Here is a 15,233-nt window from a genome sequence, read left to right as displayed (position 1 = left end):
CACCATGTTGTCCCCTTCGTCTAGAGGCCTAGGACACCGCCCTTTCACGGCGGTAACAGGGGTTCGAATCCCCTAGGGGACGCCACTTAATTTAAGCTTAGTTTTAAAAGAGTGGGGTGAGTCATTAAAAGCTCGTATGGTAAGAGTAAAAATAGCCAGTCCTAGTGACACATTATCTTAAAGATACTGCGTCCCCTTCGTCTAGAGGCCTAGGACACCGCCCTTTCACGGCGGTAACAGGGGTTCGAATCCCCTAGGGGACGCCACTTATTCTTAATCTGCTGTTCTGTATCTAAATCAAGCAAACACCTCATTTAATTTCGAATTATTAGATAATTACTATATTATAAACGTCCAAGTTCTTATTGATTTAACGCTGTTATGAAATCACGTGGATTTACGCTTATAGAATTGATTATTGTCATTGTAATACTCGGAGTATTAGCTGTTACTGCTATACCAAGGTTTATGGGGCTATCGAGCGATGCGCGCACTGAAGTGATCAATCAAATCCAAGTAAGCGTTCAACAAGCCAATGATCTTGTTCACTACAAATCTCTAATGAAAAGCTACTCAACACAAGCCGTCCCCGGGCGACCTGATCTCTTTGATGTTGACCTTGATAATAATGGTTCATTTGAGACGCGACTTATGTGGGGCTACTTGGATAATACAGATATTGAGAAGCGCATTAGCTTATCCGACGATCTGCAGATCCAATATCAAGGTATTAGATTCACCTATATTGGTTGGGATTTTGATGGGGATACGCAAATAAGCGATGATAATTGCTATTTTCGTTATACCCAAGCCGCATCAGCCAGCACGCCACCTGTGTATCAACAAGTACTTACTGGTTGTTAATAGCTAAATAAAGCTATTCGTTAATTAATTGATGGCGTTTATACCTTATTAACGTGTGTAATACTAATTCACTTAAATCGCTGATCATTCTAACTATGTTAAAATTTATCAATGTAGAACAACTACATAAGAAAAATTCTGCCTTGTTATCATTTTATTCATCCAGCGCTATCTCTGATCACATACTTAACAGAATTGGTATAACACAAAACTATATTACCTGAGTGGTTAGCTCAGCGATTATTATGAGCTAACCGATTGCCAACTGGTTGCTAGTTAAATTTATTTTGTATTAGCTCAATTGAGTAACCATCAGGGTCTTTGACAAACGCAATTTCGGTTGTGCCGCCTTTTACTGGGCCTGGTTCACGCGATACAACACCACCTAGCGCTTTGATCTCTTCGCAAGCAGCATAAATGTCATCATATTCAATGGCTAAGTGACCAAATGCGTTGCCGTGATCGTAACTGTCGGTATCCCAGTTGTAGGTTAACTCAATAACCGCATTGTCTTTTTCGTCGCCATAACCAACAAATGCCAACGTATAGCGGTACTCAGTATTTTCAGAACGTCGCAGCTCTTTCATACCGAGTACTTTGGTATAAAATTCAACAGACTTATCTAAATCCGCAACACGGATCATGGTGTGTAACAAACGCATATGTGCCCCTATAAACAGGTTTATATTTTTACGCCTAACAAAATTGTTGATTATCGCTAGGCGTGAAAAAGGTAATTTACTGTTATAGATTATTGGGCTCAGTATAGTATTTTTAAAGGCTTTGCTGACAAAGCCTTTAAATAAATTGCTAGCGCCCAATTGATGCTAGTTTATTTGGTTGCTTTCGGATTATTCACAATAAAATCGCGCAATGCTTTTATTTTGTTGTTTTCTGCATTTTCTTGCTCGCTAATATTACAAAATAAGGATTACGATTGATCTTTACTTTTTATAAAACTCCATAGTTAATTGATATTTATAGCTTTAGTTCCATTTTAAATATTTTTATTAAATTTTAATAAAAAAAGATTGCATCTAAAAAAATCTGATTTATTATTCGCACGCTTCTTGTTGATAGCCAATCCGAGTACATTGCAATTTATTGCAGCAAGGCGATAGAGCAACTATCCAAGAGTGAACTTGAATGTTTAAGTATGTTTAACTCGCTCGAACTCATAATGAGTTTATTTGATTAGTTTAGTTTTATTGACACTGCTCGGAGAATCGCTATGTCTTTAACACCTGTAATGGCCCCTATTACCAATGTTGATGCTTGTCACGGTTTAGTAATTGAAAAACCACAAGCTGAACAATTAGTTGCTCAATTTGGTTCACCACTTATGGTGCTAGATTGTGATCTGATCAGAACCCAATATCGTGCGTTACAGGCCGCATTACCGAATGTTGATTTGCACTATGCGCTAAAGCCATTACCACACCCAGCTGTTGTAACTACGTTACTTGCGGAAGGTGCGTATTTTGATTTAGCAACTAATGGTGAAGTTGACCTTGTACAATCGGTCGGGGTACCGAGTGAGCGCACGATTCAAACGCACCCAATTAAGCGTGATATTGATATTTCACATGCACTTGCGTATGGCTGTAATGTGTTTGTGGTTGATAACGTCAACGAAATTGATAAGTTTGAAAAATACAAAGATCAGGTTGAGTTATTGGTGCGCGTTAGCTTTCCAAACCCTGAGGTATTAGCTGACTTATCGAAAAAATTCGGTTGCTTACCTGAAGATGCTATAACACTCATTCAACATGCATTTGATTTAGGTATTCGCATTAAAGGGCTATCGTTCCATGTTGGCTCACAAACCAAAAGTGGTGTGAAATATGCCGATGCGATTACCAAATGCCATCAGATTATGTCGGCGGTAATTGATGCGGGTTTACCTGCACTGAGTACGCTTGATATTGGTGGTGGTTTCCCAGTGAAATACACACCAGAAGTGCCAAATATTGCTGACTTTTGCGCGCCGATTCGTGGTGCTTTAGCCCAATTACCTGAAACAGTGCGCGTAATTGCTGAGCCTGGGCGTTTTATTGTGGCAACAGCAGTAACCAATATTGCTTCGGTAATGGGGCAAGCAGTGCGCGGCGGTAAAACGTGGTATTACTTGGACGACGGCTTATACGGCTCGTTTAGCGGATTAATGTTTGATGAAGCTAAGTATCAAATTGATTCAGCGCAAACAACGGGTGAGCGTTTTATGTCGGTACTTGCGGGTCCAACATGCGACAGCATTGATGTGATCCGTGAAGAAATTATGTTACCTAAATTGGAAAATGGCGACCTTATCATTTCAACCATGATGGGTGCATATACGTCATGTACTGCGACGGATTTTAATTTTTTCAAACGTGCGACAACAGTAGTGCTGAATGAAACCGCAGTGAACGAACTGATTGTAAGTGCATAAAGTGCAGATAATAAAGCAAGGCAGAATACTGCCTTTCTTTTTAATCACATTAAAGCACAGGGTTTAAAATACAGCCTGTAAACATAGTCTAACGCATAAAGCATGTTAACGTTGTTGATCATGGTGTATCATTTTTCTAATTCTTATTAATTATTAGTGAAGTGTATGGCGGTAGAGCTGATCCCAACAGTTGTTTATTCGACTATGATGGGGGTCGTTGTATCTTCGATTGTTCGTGGTGCAAAGTCATATAACTCTAATCAAGGTGTTTATCTTTTTGCGTTACTGGTATTACTGTTAATCCATATTCTAGGTGAGCTTTATATTTTTACAGGTGTGTATCAATATGCCCCTGAAATAGCAGGCTTTCAGCTACCAATTCGTATGTTAGTGGGGCCTGCATTTTATTTTTATGCAGCAACAGCAATGTTTGCAAAGTTTAAGGTTACAACCAAGCAGCGTTTCTTTGCGCTTTCAGGGCCTATTGCTATTTTAGTGCTGATGGTGCCATTTTTATTTTTCATTAGCCCAGAACAAAAGCTAGCATTAGCTGATCCTTCAACTCGCGATCCCAATTTATGGCATTTAGCGGTTACTACCTGTGTTGTTACCGCGATTGTCTTTCTTGTATTTACCTTTGTTTATTTATTTGCCGCTTTTCGCTTACATGCAAAACATACCGCTAAATTAATGGAAAAATATTCCGCTATTGAGCAGCGGGCTATGGATTGGTTAAAAGTATTGCTGGTATTGTGGGGCTTTATTTGGCTTGTCTACGCCATCAATTATGTTGCTGGATTACTTGGGTTTAAGTGGCATTTTATGGGCGCTTTATTTCCCTTTATTGAACTAGTTGTTCTGATAACGTTTACCCATTTTGCCCTTAAGCAGATAGAGTTTTTTGAAAATGAAGAGGACTCAGAGCCTGAAGATAAACCACGAGAGACGGTCATTTCACATGATAAAATGGAGGAAATATCAGAAAAACTCATTTTGGCAATGACCGATAAAACACTCTACAAAGATGAAGACTTATCGTTAAATCGCTTGTCGAAATCAATCTCAGTAAGCGAAAACTATATATCAGAAACCCTCTCGCAATATTTGAAAACTAATTTTTTCAAGTTTGTTAATCATTACCGTGTTGAAGAAGCCAAGGAATTGCTAACCAATAGTGAAAAGTTAGTTTCAACCATAGCCTATGACGTGGGATTTAAATCAAAATCGACATTTAACTCGGCATTTAAAACAATGACGGGGACCACTCCGACAGCTTATAAAAAAGCATTGTTGACTAAAAAGCAAACAAATTTATGACGAATTCGTCCGAATATGCCCATTCGGACGACAAATAATCCCTGTCTTAGCACAATCTTATTCAAATAATTTCGAACAGAGGGATAAGGTATGACTTCGTCAACAGATAATTTATCGGCGCTTAAAAACGAGATAAGTGCACAGCATAAATCTAACACTGTGAAAACAACACAGCGCAAGATGATTAATTTGCTATTTAAATATTCAGCGATATTTTGGTTTATTGCGATCTTGTTGGGGCAGTGGTTTTTCTTTTATTACATTATGGCGTTTTATGGGTTTTCTGTCATAAACGACAATATTGAAATTTGGAACCGATGGGAAGCTATGGGAAGCGCACCTTTCAAAGTGGGTGATACCATGGGGAATACGGTGTTTGCTGTGCATGCGATTGGTGCGGGTATTGTCGCCTTTGGTGGTGCATTACAGCTTGTGCCAAAATTAAGAGCTGTGGCACCCAAGTTTCACAAAATAAATGGTTATATCTATTTAGTCATCGTTTTTGGTCTTGCATTATCGGGCTTTTATTTAACTTGGGTACGTGGTGCTAGCCCTGATCTACTGGCAGCAATAGGAACATCCGTGAATGGGTTTCTCATTTTGGGCTTTGCTTACCTGACGGTAAAAACTGCACGAGCTAAGCAGTTTAATAATCATCGAAAATGGGCAGTAAGACTATTCTTAGTATCAAATGCGCAGTGGTTTTTGCGGGTTGGCCTATTTAGTTACTTGATTACGGGTACCATGCTGGGTGGTAACCCGGCCTTTGGTGATATCTTTTTCACTATTTGGACATTTGCATGCTTTTTACTGCCATTAGGCATGGCTGAACTTTATTTTATTGCAGATAAAAAGAAGGGGCATAAATTAAAACTTTTGGCAACTGCTCTGTTGGTCTTGCTTACAGTCTTGATGTTAGTCGGTGTAGTAGGGTTGACCCCATTTTTGTTACAAGTGTTAAGTGGTGGACCGATTTCGCTCTGATGACTTATAAATAAAGCCATGAAGATATCTTTATGGCTTTTTGACACTAACAATTAGTATGTAGTTAAATTGGCTTAGCTAGTTTTATCTTTAAACTCACACAAATCTTCAATAATACAGCTGCCGCATTTAGGTTTTCGAGCTACACAGACATAACGGCCGTGTAAAATTAACCAGTGGTGTACATCGACTTTAAATTCTTTTGGTACGACTTTTTCAAGTTTTGCTTCAACTTTATCAACGTCTTTACCCATGGCAAATTTGGTGCGGTTTGATACACGGAATATATGGGTGTCGACTGCAATTGTAGGCCAGCCGAACGCGCAATTTAAAACAACATTAGCCGTTTTACGACCAACACCGGGGAGAGCAACGAGAGCTTCTAAGCTTTCAGGTACCTGGCTATTGTGTTTTTCAATTAAGATTTGGCTTAACTTATAAACATTGTTAGCTTTGGAGTTATAAAGGCCTATGGTTTTTATGTATTCTTTGAGGCCATCAACACCTAATGCCACAATAGCTTCGGGTGTGTTTGCTACTGGAAACAGTTTGCGTGTAGCTTTGTTTACGCCAACATCGGTTGCTTGTGCCGATAAGGTTACTGCAACCAATAATTCAAACGGATTTGAATATTCTAATTCAGATTTAGGCTGTGGGTTATCGGCGCGTAAACGCTCTAATATTTCGCGGCGTTTTGTTTTATTCATTTACTTAGTCCAGGCTTGTGACACGTGCGCGAGGCGCTTTTTCAGTAATTGGTTCGTCTTGTTGTGATTGCTGTTTGGCGTCAATGTAATTTTTTAACGCAATAAGCAAGCCCATGCCTAAGAAAGCACCTGGCGAGAGAATCGCAAGTAAAAACTTTGTTTCGGTTTGCATTATTTCAATGCGTAACACTTTTGCCCAATCCCCCAGCAGTAAATGTGCACCATCAAACAAAGTACCTTGTCCTAATAATTCACGCATAGCGCCCAATAGCACTAACACAGCAAGAAAACCGAGTCCCATCATCAAACCATCAAATGCGGCTAGTGGTACAGAATTTTTAGAGGCAAATGCCTCGGCACGGCCAATTATCGCGCAGTTGGTAACGATTAATGGGATAAAAATACCCAGTGATAAATACAGCTCGTGACTAAAGGCATTCATTAAAAGTTCAATCATTGTCACAAATGCGGCGATGATCATCACAAATACCGGAATACGAATTTCTTTTGGCACCCATTCACGTACTATTGCTACGGTGACGTTTGACCCTAACAATACAAACAAGGTTGCTAATCCTAAACCAAGAGCATTGGTTACGGTCGCCGATACTGCCAGTAATGGGCATAAACCAAGTAGTTGTACCAATGCTGGGTTATTTTTCCACAGTCCTTGGTTAATTATATCGCGCAGTTGTTCAGTCATTATTTACTCCGCATAAATTATCTTGATTAAACAGTGCTTGATGCTGATTTTGGGTATAAAGACTTGCACGTTTAACGGCATTAATCACGGCGCGAGGCGTGATTGTTGCACCTGTAAATGCGTCAAATTGACCACCATCTTTTTTTACTGCCCATGACGTATCTTTAATTGAAGCAGGGCGTTTGCCATCAAAACTGGTTATCCAGTCTGATCGACGAATTTCTACCTTATCACCAAGCCCTGGCGTTTCCTTGTGTTCAATAACGCGTACACCAGCTATTGTGCCATCAATATAAATGGCAGAAAGAATTTCAATATTACCACTATAACCATCTGGTGCAGTTGATTGCAGAACCACCGCAACTGGCTTATCACCACTTTTAGCGCGATACACTTTGGTAACACTCGCGTGATTTAAATAATCTTCTTTAATCTGCGCACAGTCTAAATAAAGTGTGTTGTCGTAGTCATTTTTACTAATAACTTGGCCTAATGTTGTCATTAGTTTTTGCTGTTTATTGTGTTCAATTGCAGGCTTAGTTGCGATGTAAGTTAGGGTTACTACCGCAGTGCTGGCAATTGCAAACGCGCCTAAAATTAGTGCGTTTTTAGAAATTGATTTAGATAACATTATTGCTCCTTAGCGCCATACACTTTTGGCTGCGTGTAGAAGTCAATTAAAGGCACCGCCATATTGAGTAACAATACTGAGAACGCAACAGCATCAGGGTATCCGCCATAAGTGCGAATCAGGTACACCAGTAGACCAATTAATGCACCATAAATTAAACGGCCTTTGTTTGTTGTGGACGCAGATACAGGATCGGTGGCAATAAAAAATGCGGCTAACATAGTTGCGCCACTAAACAAGTGAAGCACGGGACCGGTGCTAACACCTGGGTGAAGCATTACACCGATGCTGGCACAAATCGCAAGGCTAGCTAAAAAGCTCACAGGAATATGCCAGTTAATAACCCGCGCTTTTAATAAATAAATGCCGCCTAGCAGGTATCCTAGGTTAATCCATTGCCAACCGATTCCGGCAAATTCGCCAAAAATTGGGTTTTGTAAGCTTTCTGATGTAGTGAGCCCTTTGCTAAGACTAATTTTTAGCGTATCAAGAGGGGTTGCCATAGACACGCCATCCACGCCGAGTCTTAATTGCTCGGTTGTTAGGCCGCTTTGGGTTATGCCGGTAAAGATCACGCTAATCTCATCTAACAGAGTGTGTTGATTGAAAGCAAGTTCAATAGGAGGAGACCATGTTGTCATTTGCACCGGAAATGAAATTAGCAACAGCACGTAGCCTGCCATAGCTGGGTTAAATAAATTAAAACCAAGGCCACCATACAGTTGTTTAACGAAAATAATGGCAAATGCGGTACCAATAACAATCACCCACCAAGGCGCAAGCGGCGGTATACTGATAGCAAGTAACACGGCAGTAAGTACCGCGCTATAATCGCTTAACGCTGATTTTATATTACGCTTACGCAGTTTTAGCACAAAAGCTTCGGCGGCAATTGCCGTGATAATTGCTAGCAATAATTGAATAATTACACCAAAGCCAAAAAAGTAAGCCTGACAGGCAATGCCAAGGCTTGCTGCAAAGGCAACTTTGAGCATAAGTGCACCGAGCGACTTATGGCTGTGTTTGTGTGGCGAGCTGCTTAAGGATAATTGCACGTTATTCCGACCCTTTATCTTGTTGCGCTTTTTTGGCTTTAGCCTTTGCGATTGCAGCGGCTATCGCTGCCTTTTTCTTCGCTTCAGCATCGAGTTTTGGTTTCTCAGTTGTCTCAACTGCAGCTAGGTTATCTTGTTGCTCCACATCGTTATCGTTAGATTGTGGTATGTCGTTTTGCTCAGCCGCTTGCTTGGCTGCTTTTTTGGCCTTTGCACGAGCAATCGCAGCAGCGACTGCGGCTTTACGCGGATCATCATTGGTGTTTTCGTTTTCGTTTGCGTCTTGAGCTTTGGTTTCGTCAAGCGCTTCAACTGATGATTCTTCAGCCTGCTTTGCTGCCTTTTTGGCTTTTGCACGAGCGATAGCAGCGGCAACAGCTGCTTTACGTGGATCATCACTGGTGCTTTCGTCTGCGTTTTGAGCCTTGGTTTCGTCAAGCGCTTCAACTGGTGATTCTTTAGCCTGCTTTGCAGCCTTTTTGGCTTTTGCACGAGCGATAGCAGCGGCAACAGCGGCTTTACGCGGATCATCACTGGCGCTTTCATCTGCGTCTTGAGTTTTGGTTTCATCAAACGCTTCAGTTGATGGTTCTTCAGCCTGCTGTGCAGCCTTTTTAGCCTTTGCACGAGCAATAGCAGCCGCAACAGCGGCTTTACGTGGATCGTTATCGCTCGATGTGTCCGTTTCATTAGTAGCGCCATTATTGGCAACGTCATCGGAGCCTTTCGCTTCTTTCTTTGCTTTGGCGCGTGCAATGGCTGCGGCGACGGCTGCTTTACGCGGGTCGCTCGTATTATCTTTTATATCTTGCTCGTTTGTTTGCTCAGCTTTTTTCGCTTTTGCACGTGCTATTGCAGCTGCAACGGCATCTTTTTTACTGTCTTTACTTGTCGCTGCTGGTTTTTCTTCTTTATATGCGCGAGCTTGTGCTTTTCGTTCTTCACGCAGCTTTGCCATTTCAGAATTATCTGGCTCACCATTATCTGAACGTTTTGCTTTAGCGCGCGCTAAAGCTGCTTGAACAGCTGCACTTTTATCATTTGACGAAACTCGTTTCGAGGCTTCTTCAACTTTCGACTTAGCGTCATCGTTCGTTCGTGTTGCCGCGCGTTTGTGTCGGTTTTGGCGTTCTTCTTGTTCGCGCTTCAAACGTTCATTACGTGCTTCAAAACGCTCTTTGGCACGTTCGGCTTTAATCTTATCTTCGCGCTCTTGACGAATTTCTGCCTTGGCAACACGGTAATATTGCACCAGTGGAATTTCACTTGGACACACATAGGCACACGCACCGCATTCAATGCAGTCAAATAAGTTATGTTCTTCTAACTTGTCGTATTCTTTACTTTTGGCAAACCATTGTAGCTGCTGTGGTAGTAGCGTAGCAGGGCAAGCGTCGGCGCACGCACTGCAGCGAATACAGGCTTTTTCTTCACCGGGCATCGGCATTTCATGTTCGCTCGGCGCGAGCACGCAGTTACTTGTTTTTATTATTGGAAGGCGTACGCTCGGTAAGGTAAAGCCCATCATTGGACCACCCATAATTACACGTTGCCACTGCTGTGGCTGAAAGCCGCTTTGTTCGAGCAAGAGCTTGATTGGTGTACCGAGTAAACTCCAAACATTCCCGGGTGTTGAAATTGTTTCACCCGTTACCGTTACAACACGCTCAATCAGCGGTTTGCCTTCGTATATGGCCTGATAAATAGCGAAAATAGTGCCGACATTATGTACCACCATACCAATATCAGATGGGATCCCACCTTGTGGTACGTGTTTTGACGTTAACAGCTGAATAAGTTGCTTTTCACCGCCCGATGGGTATTTAGTTGGCACCGGACATACTTGTGTATAGTGGTCATTTTCACACGCTTTTTTCAGTGCAGCGATCGCTTCAGGCTTATCATCTTCAATGCCAATTAGAATCTTGGTTGGCTGATAAAGCTTGCGTAATACCTCAATGCCTTTAATTAACTCGCTAGCATGCTCACGCATCAGCATGTCATCGGCGCTGATATATGGCTCGCATTCAACACCGTTAATGATTAGAAATTCAATTTCATTTTTAGGCTGGGCTTTAACATACGCAGGAAAACCCGCACCGCCCATACCACTGATACCTGCATTGTGAATACGGGTTACAATCTCTTGGTCAGATTTGGCATAAAAGTCAGGCCATGGAGATAGTTCACACCATGTGTCTTCACCATCTGGTAGTAATACGACACTCGGCTCAGGCAATGCACTTGGGTGTGTGGTTGGCTTCATCGCGATTTCGCTGATAGTACCAGAGGTTGGCGCGTGTACAGGTACGCTCCAGTGGCCAGCGGGTTCGGTCAAGGCTTGACCTTTTAATACACGATCACCCGTTTTAACGAGCAAACGCCCGTTATCGCCAATGTGTTGCTTAAGCGGAATGGTTAAACTTTCAGGTAACGGCAAGCGCTTAATTGGTTGTTGTGTTGAACTCGCTTTATTCGGGGCAGGGTGCACACCACCCGGTATCGACCAAAGCTTACCACGTTCAATTTGTTCTAAAATAGATTCCACCAACAACCTCTAATCGATATTTGTTACTGGAATGGCTTGTAAGTCCCATTTCCAGTTTTTACTTGTGGTTTTAACGGGCACCATGTCGATGCAGTCTACCGGACAAGGTTCAACGCACAGATCGCATCCTGTACATTCGTCAATTAATACCGTGTGCATTTGGCGTGTTGCGCCGACAATGGCATCAACAGGACACGCTTGAATGCATTTAGTACAGCCAATACATTCATCTTCTCGAATGTAGGCAACCGTTTTAATCGGTTCTTTTTCTTCGCCGCCAGCAAGCGGTTTGGCTTCAACCCCCATTAAATCCGCGAGCTTTTGTACTGTTGCTTCGCCTCCCGGTGGGCACTTGTTAACGTCATCACCGTTAGCAATGGCTTCTGCATAAGGGCGACAGCCAGGGTAGCCACACTGACCGCATTGCGTTTGCGGTAGTATTTCATCGATTTGTTCGACGATAGGGTTGCCTTCAATTTTATAGCGAATTGCTGCAAAGCCAAGAATTGCGCCAAATAACAGCGCTAAACCGCCTAAGGCGAGCAGGGCATAGAATAAAGTCATTTACAGTTTTACCAGTCCGGTGAAGCCAAGAAATGCCAACGACATTAAACCGGCTGTGATCATGGCGATAGACGCGCCTTTAAATGGGGCTGGTACGTCCGCTGCCGCTAAACGCTCGCGCATTGCGGCAAATAAAACAAGTACCAATGAAAAACCGACTGCGGCGCCAAAGCCGTAAATTGCCGATTGTAAAAATGAGTGTTGCTCACGGGTGTTTAATAATGCTACGCCAAGTACTGCACAGTTGGTGGTGATTAACGGTAAGAATATACCCAGTAAGCGATACAATGTCGGGCTGGTTTTACGTACCACCATTTCGGTAAATTGCACAACAACTGCGATCACTAAAATAAAGCTCATAGTGCGCAGAAAGGTGAGCTCGAGCGGTATAAGAATATATTGATTTACGAGGTAACTGGTGACTGATGCCAAAGTGAGTACAAAAGTGGTCGCAAGAGACATACCAATTGCGGTATCCAACTTACCAGACACACCCATAAACGGGCACAGGCCTAAAAATTGTACCAAAACAAAGTTGTTTACTAATACTGTGGCAATGAGTAACAGTAGGTATTCGGTCATTGAAATCTTATATGCGCTACATTTGACGCTTATTATCCAAATTTTCGGATTAAAGCTCAACTTATTCCGTTAAACAAATCTCATTCAGTTTCAATTGTTAAGGTAGTGTGGGGTGTTTAGTGTGAAATTTAAACAAAAGGTAATTATGGCGTTAAAAAGGGGCGATAACGCCCCTTTTTAAATGGTGTAAATTAAATCTCTTTCGGCTTTTCGATGTAATAGCCTTGTGCACCATCTAAACACAGCTGTTCGATAATGTGTTTTTCTTCTTGGCTTTCGACACCTTCGGCAAGTACAGTAACGCCAATGCGGTGGGCCAAATCAACCATTAAACGCATAAAGTACTGGTTGTTTTTATCTTCTTCTAAGCCGCGCGTGTAGGTTGCATCCATTTTAATAAAATCAGGTTTTAAATCGCGGAAAAATTTAAATGAGGTTAAGCCAACACCAAAACGTTCAACGGTAATACGTGCACCTACACGGTGGATCATATCAATAAAGCGTTTTGATGCTTTTACATTCTGCTGTAAGCCGAATTCACTCACTTCAAAAATTAACTTAGCGGCAATGGCGTTATCTTTTAACAAGCGACGCTCAAGCCAAATAGAAAACTGCTCGTCGTGGGCACTTTTAGCCGATACATTTACACCGAAAAACTGGTCGTTCAAGTTACGCGTTTTAATAGCATTAATCGCTTCTTCGATAACAAGACGGTCAACGTGTGCGTGTTGATTAAGCTTTTCACTCATTGCTAAGAAAGAAGAGGTTGGCAAAATGTGTTCATCAGACGTTTTAAAACGCGCGAAAATCTCAGAGTAAGCCTTAGCACTACGACTAGTCGGCATAATGGTTTGGATCATTAACTGAATGCGATTGTTGTTTAATACGTCATCAATCACTTGACGCCAATTTTGATTACCAAAACTTGCTGAAACGTTATCAATAATGTCGCTTTCTTTTTGAATATGGTAGCCATTTGTGGTTTTACTTTGCGCAAGGCTAAGAGCTGTATCTACTTGCGCCAATAATGGGCTGAGGGGCTTGCCTGTTTCAAATGACACAATACCGGTATTTGCAACACTGGTAAGTTCAACATGTTGCTGAAATTCAGTAAATTTACTTTGCAGTACTTCGCCAAGCTTCTCTGCTTCTTTAATTGGCACGTTGATTAACAGTACCGCGAAGTCTGAGCTATTTAAGCGGTAGCTGGTGCTGCCAGAGTAGGTGCCAATAGCTTGGGTGATGAGATCTGACACATCTTTAATGTATTCATCGCCTTGCTGATAACCGCGCGTTTGGTTTATCAAGTTCAATTCAGTACAGCGAATAACGGCAAGGGTACCGAAACATGGTTTGTCGGCGTTTTCAATTTGGTGTTCGTAGTGCTCAATAAATAAATTGCGGTTACCTAGTCCTGTCACAGTGTCTTTGTAGGCTTCGCGTTTAATATCAAGGGCAGAGGATTCAATGTCTTTTTGCTTGCGCTTTAAAAAGCCATTTAAACGAACAATGCTCGGAAAAATATTACTTACAGCGTTATCTGCAAGCGATGAATCGAGTTTGCCATCTTTACTGTCATTTTCAATGTACTTATCGACCATATTTGAAATGGCATCGCCCATACGATTTGACGCTTGCATTAACGTTAGCTTTAACGTGATAAAAGGCACAAGGGTGAGTACTAAAATGATCAGAAATAAAATCAAAAAAGCGTTTTGTACGATCTCAGCTGTTTGCTGTAGGCGTAATGTAAATTCTATTTTTAGGCCTAAATCGCTTCCCGTACCATGTTGAGAACGGATAAACGGTTTGTAATCTTGTAGGTGTTTTACCAAAAAGGGCAGGTAGCTTAAGTTTCCTTGATTGCTGAAAATAGTTTCATTTTCTTTGTCTTTAATAACTAATTTATCAAGGTTGTACTGTAATTTTATACTTTTTGCGAATGCTTCGATATCTTGATCTGTCGTTACTTGAGAGAGCTCGAGATCGATTGCTCTTTGCACTTTTAACTGTTGCGAGTTTGCATATTGATGCAACGCTGAATTAAGCATATATCCAGTAAGTGCTGTTGCAAGCAAGCAAAAAAATACTTGGATTGTAATAAAGCGAGTTAATCCTGCCATGGTTTTTCTTATCTCACGCTGTATTAATTGGTAGATTGTATTAAATGAAATAGGGGACAACGATAGATCGGCATACTTGTCAGCTATGCAAGACCAAGACTCTGTCACTAATACAAAAAATCACTTATGAAATGGTAAGTTATATTCTAAGAAAAGTCTAATAAAGGTAATAAAATGTTATATAGAAAGGTAAGATTTGGCTCCCCCTCCCCGACTCGAACGGGGGACCTGCGGATTAACAGTCCGTCGCTCTAACCAACTGAGCTAAGGGGGAACTAAATAGGGCAGTGTGCTTTGGCTCCCCCTCCCCGACTCGAACGGGGGACCTGCGGATTAACAGTCCGTCGCTCTAACCAACTGAGCTAAGGGGGAACAAGCATACTTAAAGTAGATTAACGATTGGCTCCCCCTCCCCGACTCGAACGGGGGACCTGCGGATTAACAGTCCGTCGCTCTAACCAACTGAGCTAAGGGGGAATCGTTAAATGCTAAGAACTTGGCTCCCCCTCCCCGACTCGAACGGGGGACCTGCGGATTAACAGTCCGTCGCTCTAACCAACTGAGCTAAGGGGGAATGGCGTTGTTCTCAACGGGGCGAAATATTAATGACAGCATGGGGAAGTGTCAACAACTATTAATTAAGAAAGTTAAAAAAGTGGTTTGAATGCATATTTGTTGTGCAACTTGCTAGTTTTTTAACTGCTTTCGTGTGTTATTTGTTCAT

At 41.8% G+C, this 15,233-nt stretch carries 13 protein-coding genes and 6 tRNA genes; 6 read left to right on the top strand and 13 right to left on the bottom strand.

The window, feature by feature from the left end; genetic code table 11:
• The first annotated feature begins 9 nt into the window (after window positions 1-9).
• The 3 genes from AN214_RS14925 to AN214_RS14915 all read left to right on the top strand — a co-directional run bounded on the left by AN214_RS14925 (window position 10) and on the right by AN214_RS14915 (window position 864).
• A tRNA-Glu gene (locus tag AN214_RS14925) sits at window positions 10-85 on the top strand.
• A gap of 105 nt (window positions 86-190) precedes the next feature.
• Window positions 191-266, top strand: a tRNA-Glu gene (locus tag AN214_RS14920).
• 115 nt (window positions 267-381) lie between these two features.
• Window positions 382-864 carry a prepilin-type N-terminal cleavage/methylation domain-containing protein gene (locus AN214_RS14915; RefSeq protein ID WP_054980451.1) on the top strand — a complete coding sequence of 161 codons (483 nt, stop codon included), beginning with the start codon at window positions 382-384 and terminating at the stop codon, window positions 862-864.
• A gap of 272 nt (window positions 865-1,136) precedes the next feature.
• On the opposite strand, the gene gloA is transcribed toward AN214_RS14915, so the two are convergent.
• On the bottom strand, window positions 1,137-1,526 hold the full coding sequence (gloA, locus tag AN214_RS14910) for a lactoylglutathione lyase (protein WP_054980450.1): 390 nt from the start codon (window positions 1,524-1,526) through the stop codon (window positions 1,137-1,139).
• A gap of 569 nt (window positions 1,527-2,095) precedes the next feature.
• On the opposite strand from gloA, the gene AN214_RS14905 reads away from it, so the two are divergent.
• From AN214_RS14905 to AN214_RS14895, 3 genes are all read left to right on the top strand, one after another.
• Entirely contained in the window at window positions 2,096-3,295 is a 1,200-nt protein-coding gene (locus AN214_RS14905) for a type III PLP-dependent enzyme (RefSeq protein ID WP_200911138.1), read from the top strand.
• 165 nt (window positions 3,296-3,460) lie between these two features.
• Complete coding sequence (locus tag AN214_RS14900; protein WP_200911137.1) at window positions 3,461-4,612, top strand: AraC family transcriptional regulator; 1,152 nt, start codon at window positions 3,461-3,463, stop codon at window positions 4,610-4,612.
• 159 nt (window positions 4,613-4,771) lie between these two features.
• Window positions 4,772-5,596, top strand: a complete 825-nt coding sequence (locus AN214_RS14895) for a DUF2306 domain-containing protein (protein WP_235576764.1) — start codon at window positions 4,772-4,774, stop codon at window positions 5,594-5,596.
• 74 nt (window positions 5,597-5,670) lie between these two features.
• Here the strand turns inward: AN214_RS14895 and nth are convergent, their stop codons facing one another.
• The 12 genes from nth to AN214_RS14835 form a co-directional block, all read right to left on the bottom strand.
• Window positions 5,671-6,303 carry an endonuclease III gene (gene nth / locus AN214_RS14890; protein WP_054980448.1) on the bottom strand — a complete coding sequence of 211 codons (633 nt, stop codon included), beginning with the start codon at window positions 6,301-6,303 and terminating at the stop codon, window positions 5,671-5,673.
• 4 nt (window positions 6,304-6,307) lie between these two features.
• Window positions 6,308-7,006 (bottom strand): electron transport complex subunit E, encoded by a 699-nt coding sequence (locus tag AN214_RS14885; RefSeq protein WP_054980447.1) that lies wholly within the window; start codon window positions 7,004-7,006, stop codon window positions 6,308-6,310.
• Window positions 6,999-7,637 (bottom strand): electron transport complex subunit RsxG, encoded by a 639-nt coding sequence (rsxG, locus tag AN214_RS14880; protein ID WP_054980446.1) that lies wholly within the window; start codon window positions 7,635-7,637, stop codon window positions 6,999-7,001. Before rsxG ends, AN214_RS14885 begins: the two co-directional genes overlap by 8 nt.
• Complete coding sequence (rsxD, locus tag AN214_RS14875; RefSeq protein WP_054980445.1) at window positions 7,637-8,692, bottom strand: electron transport complex subunit RsxD; 1,056 nt, start codon at window positions 8,690-8,692, stop codon at window positions 7,637-7,639. Before rsxD ends, rsxG begins: the two co-directional genes overlap by 1 nt.
• Window position 8,693: 1 nt before the next feature.
• The gene (gene rsxC / locus AN214_RS14870; protein WP_054980444.1) at window positions 8,694-11,240 is read right to left on the bottom strand and encodes an electron transport complex subunit RsxC; all 2,547 of its coding nucleotides are present in this window, start codon (window positions 11,238-11,240) and stop codon (window positions 8,694-8,696) included.
• 9 nt (window positions 11,241-11,249) lie between these two features.
• The gene (gene rsxB, locus AN214_RS14865; protein ID WP_054980443.1) at window positions 11,250-11,804 is read right to left on the bottom strand and encodes an electron transport complex subunit RsxB; all 555 of its coding nucleotides are present in this window, start codon (window positions 11,802-11,804) and stop codon (window positions 11,250-11,252) included.
• Window positions 11,805-12,386 (bottom strand): electron transport complex subunit RsxA, encoded by a 582-nt coding sequence (rsxA, locus tag AN214_RS14860; RefSeq protein ID WP_010559829.1) that lies wholly within the window; start codon window positions 12,384-12,386, stop codon window positions 11,805-11,807.
• Window positions 12,387-12,577: 191 nt separating this feature from the next.
• Window positions 12,578-14,509 carry an EAL domain-containing protein gene (locus AN214_RS14855; protein WP_054980442.1) on the bottom strand — a complete coding sequence of 644 codons (1,932 nt, stop codon included), beginning with the start codon at window positions 14,507-14,509 and terminating at the stop codon, window positions 12,578-12,580.
• Between the two features lie 197 nt (window positions 14,510-14,706).
• A tRNA-Asn gene (locus tag AN214_RS14850) sits at window positions 14,707-14,783 on the bottom strand.
• Window positions 14,784-14,804: 21 nt separating this feature from the next.
• Window positions 14,805-14,881: transfer RNA gene (locus AN214_RS14845), tRNA-Asn, on the bottom strand.
• Window positions 14,882-14,909: 28 nt separating this feature from the next.
• Window positions 14,910-14,986 (bottom strand) — tRNA-Asn (locus AN214_RS14840).
• A gap of 20 nt (window positions 14,987-15,006) precedes the next feature.
• Window positions 15,007-15,083 (bottom strand) — tRNA-Asn (locus AN214_RS14835).
• Window positions 15,084-15,233: the final 150 nt, after the last annotated feature.

The organism is Pseudoalteromonas sp. P1-9 (genome assembly GCF_001399975.1).
Classification (GTDB): Bacteria; Pseudomonadota; Gammaproteobacteria; order Enterobacterales; family Alteromonadaceae; genus Pseudoalteromonas.
Note: the sequence above shows the minus strand (reverse complement) of the source record. Positions and strands in the feature narration are given on the sequence as shown.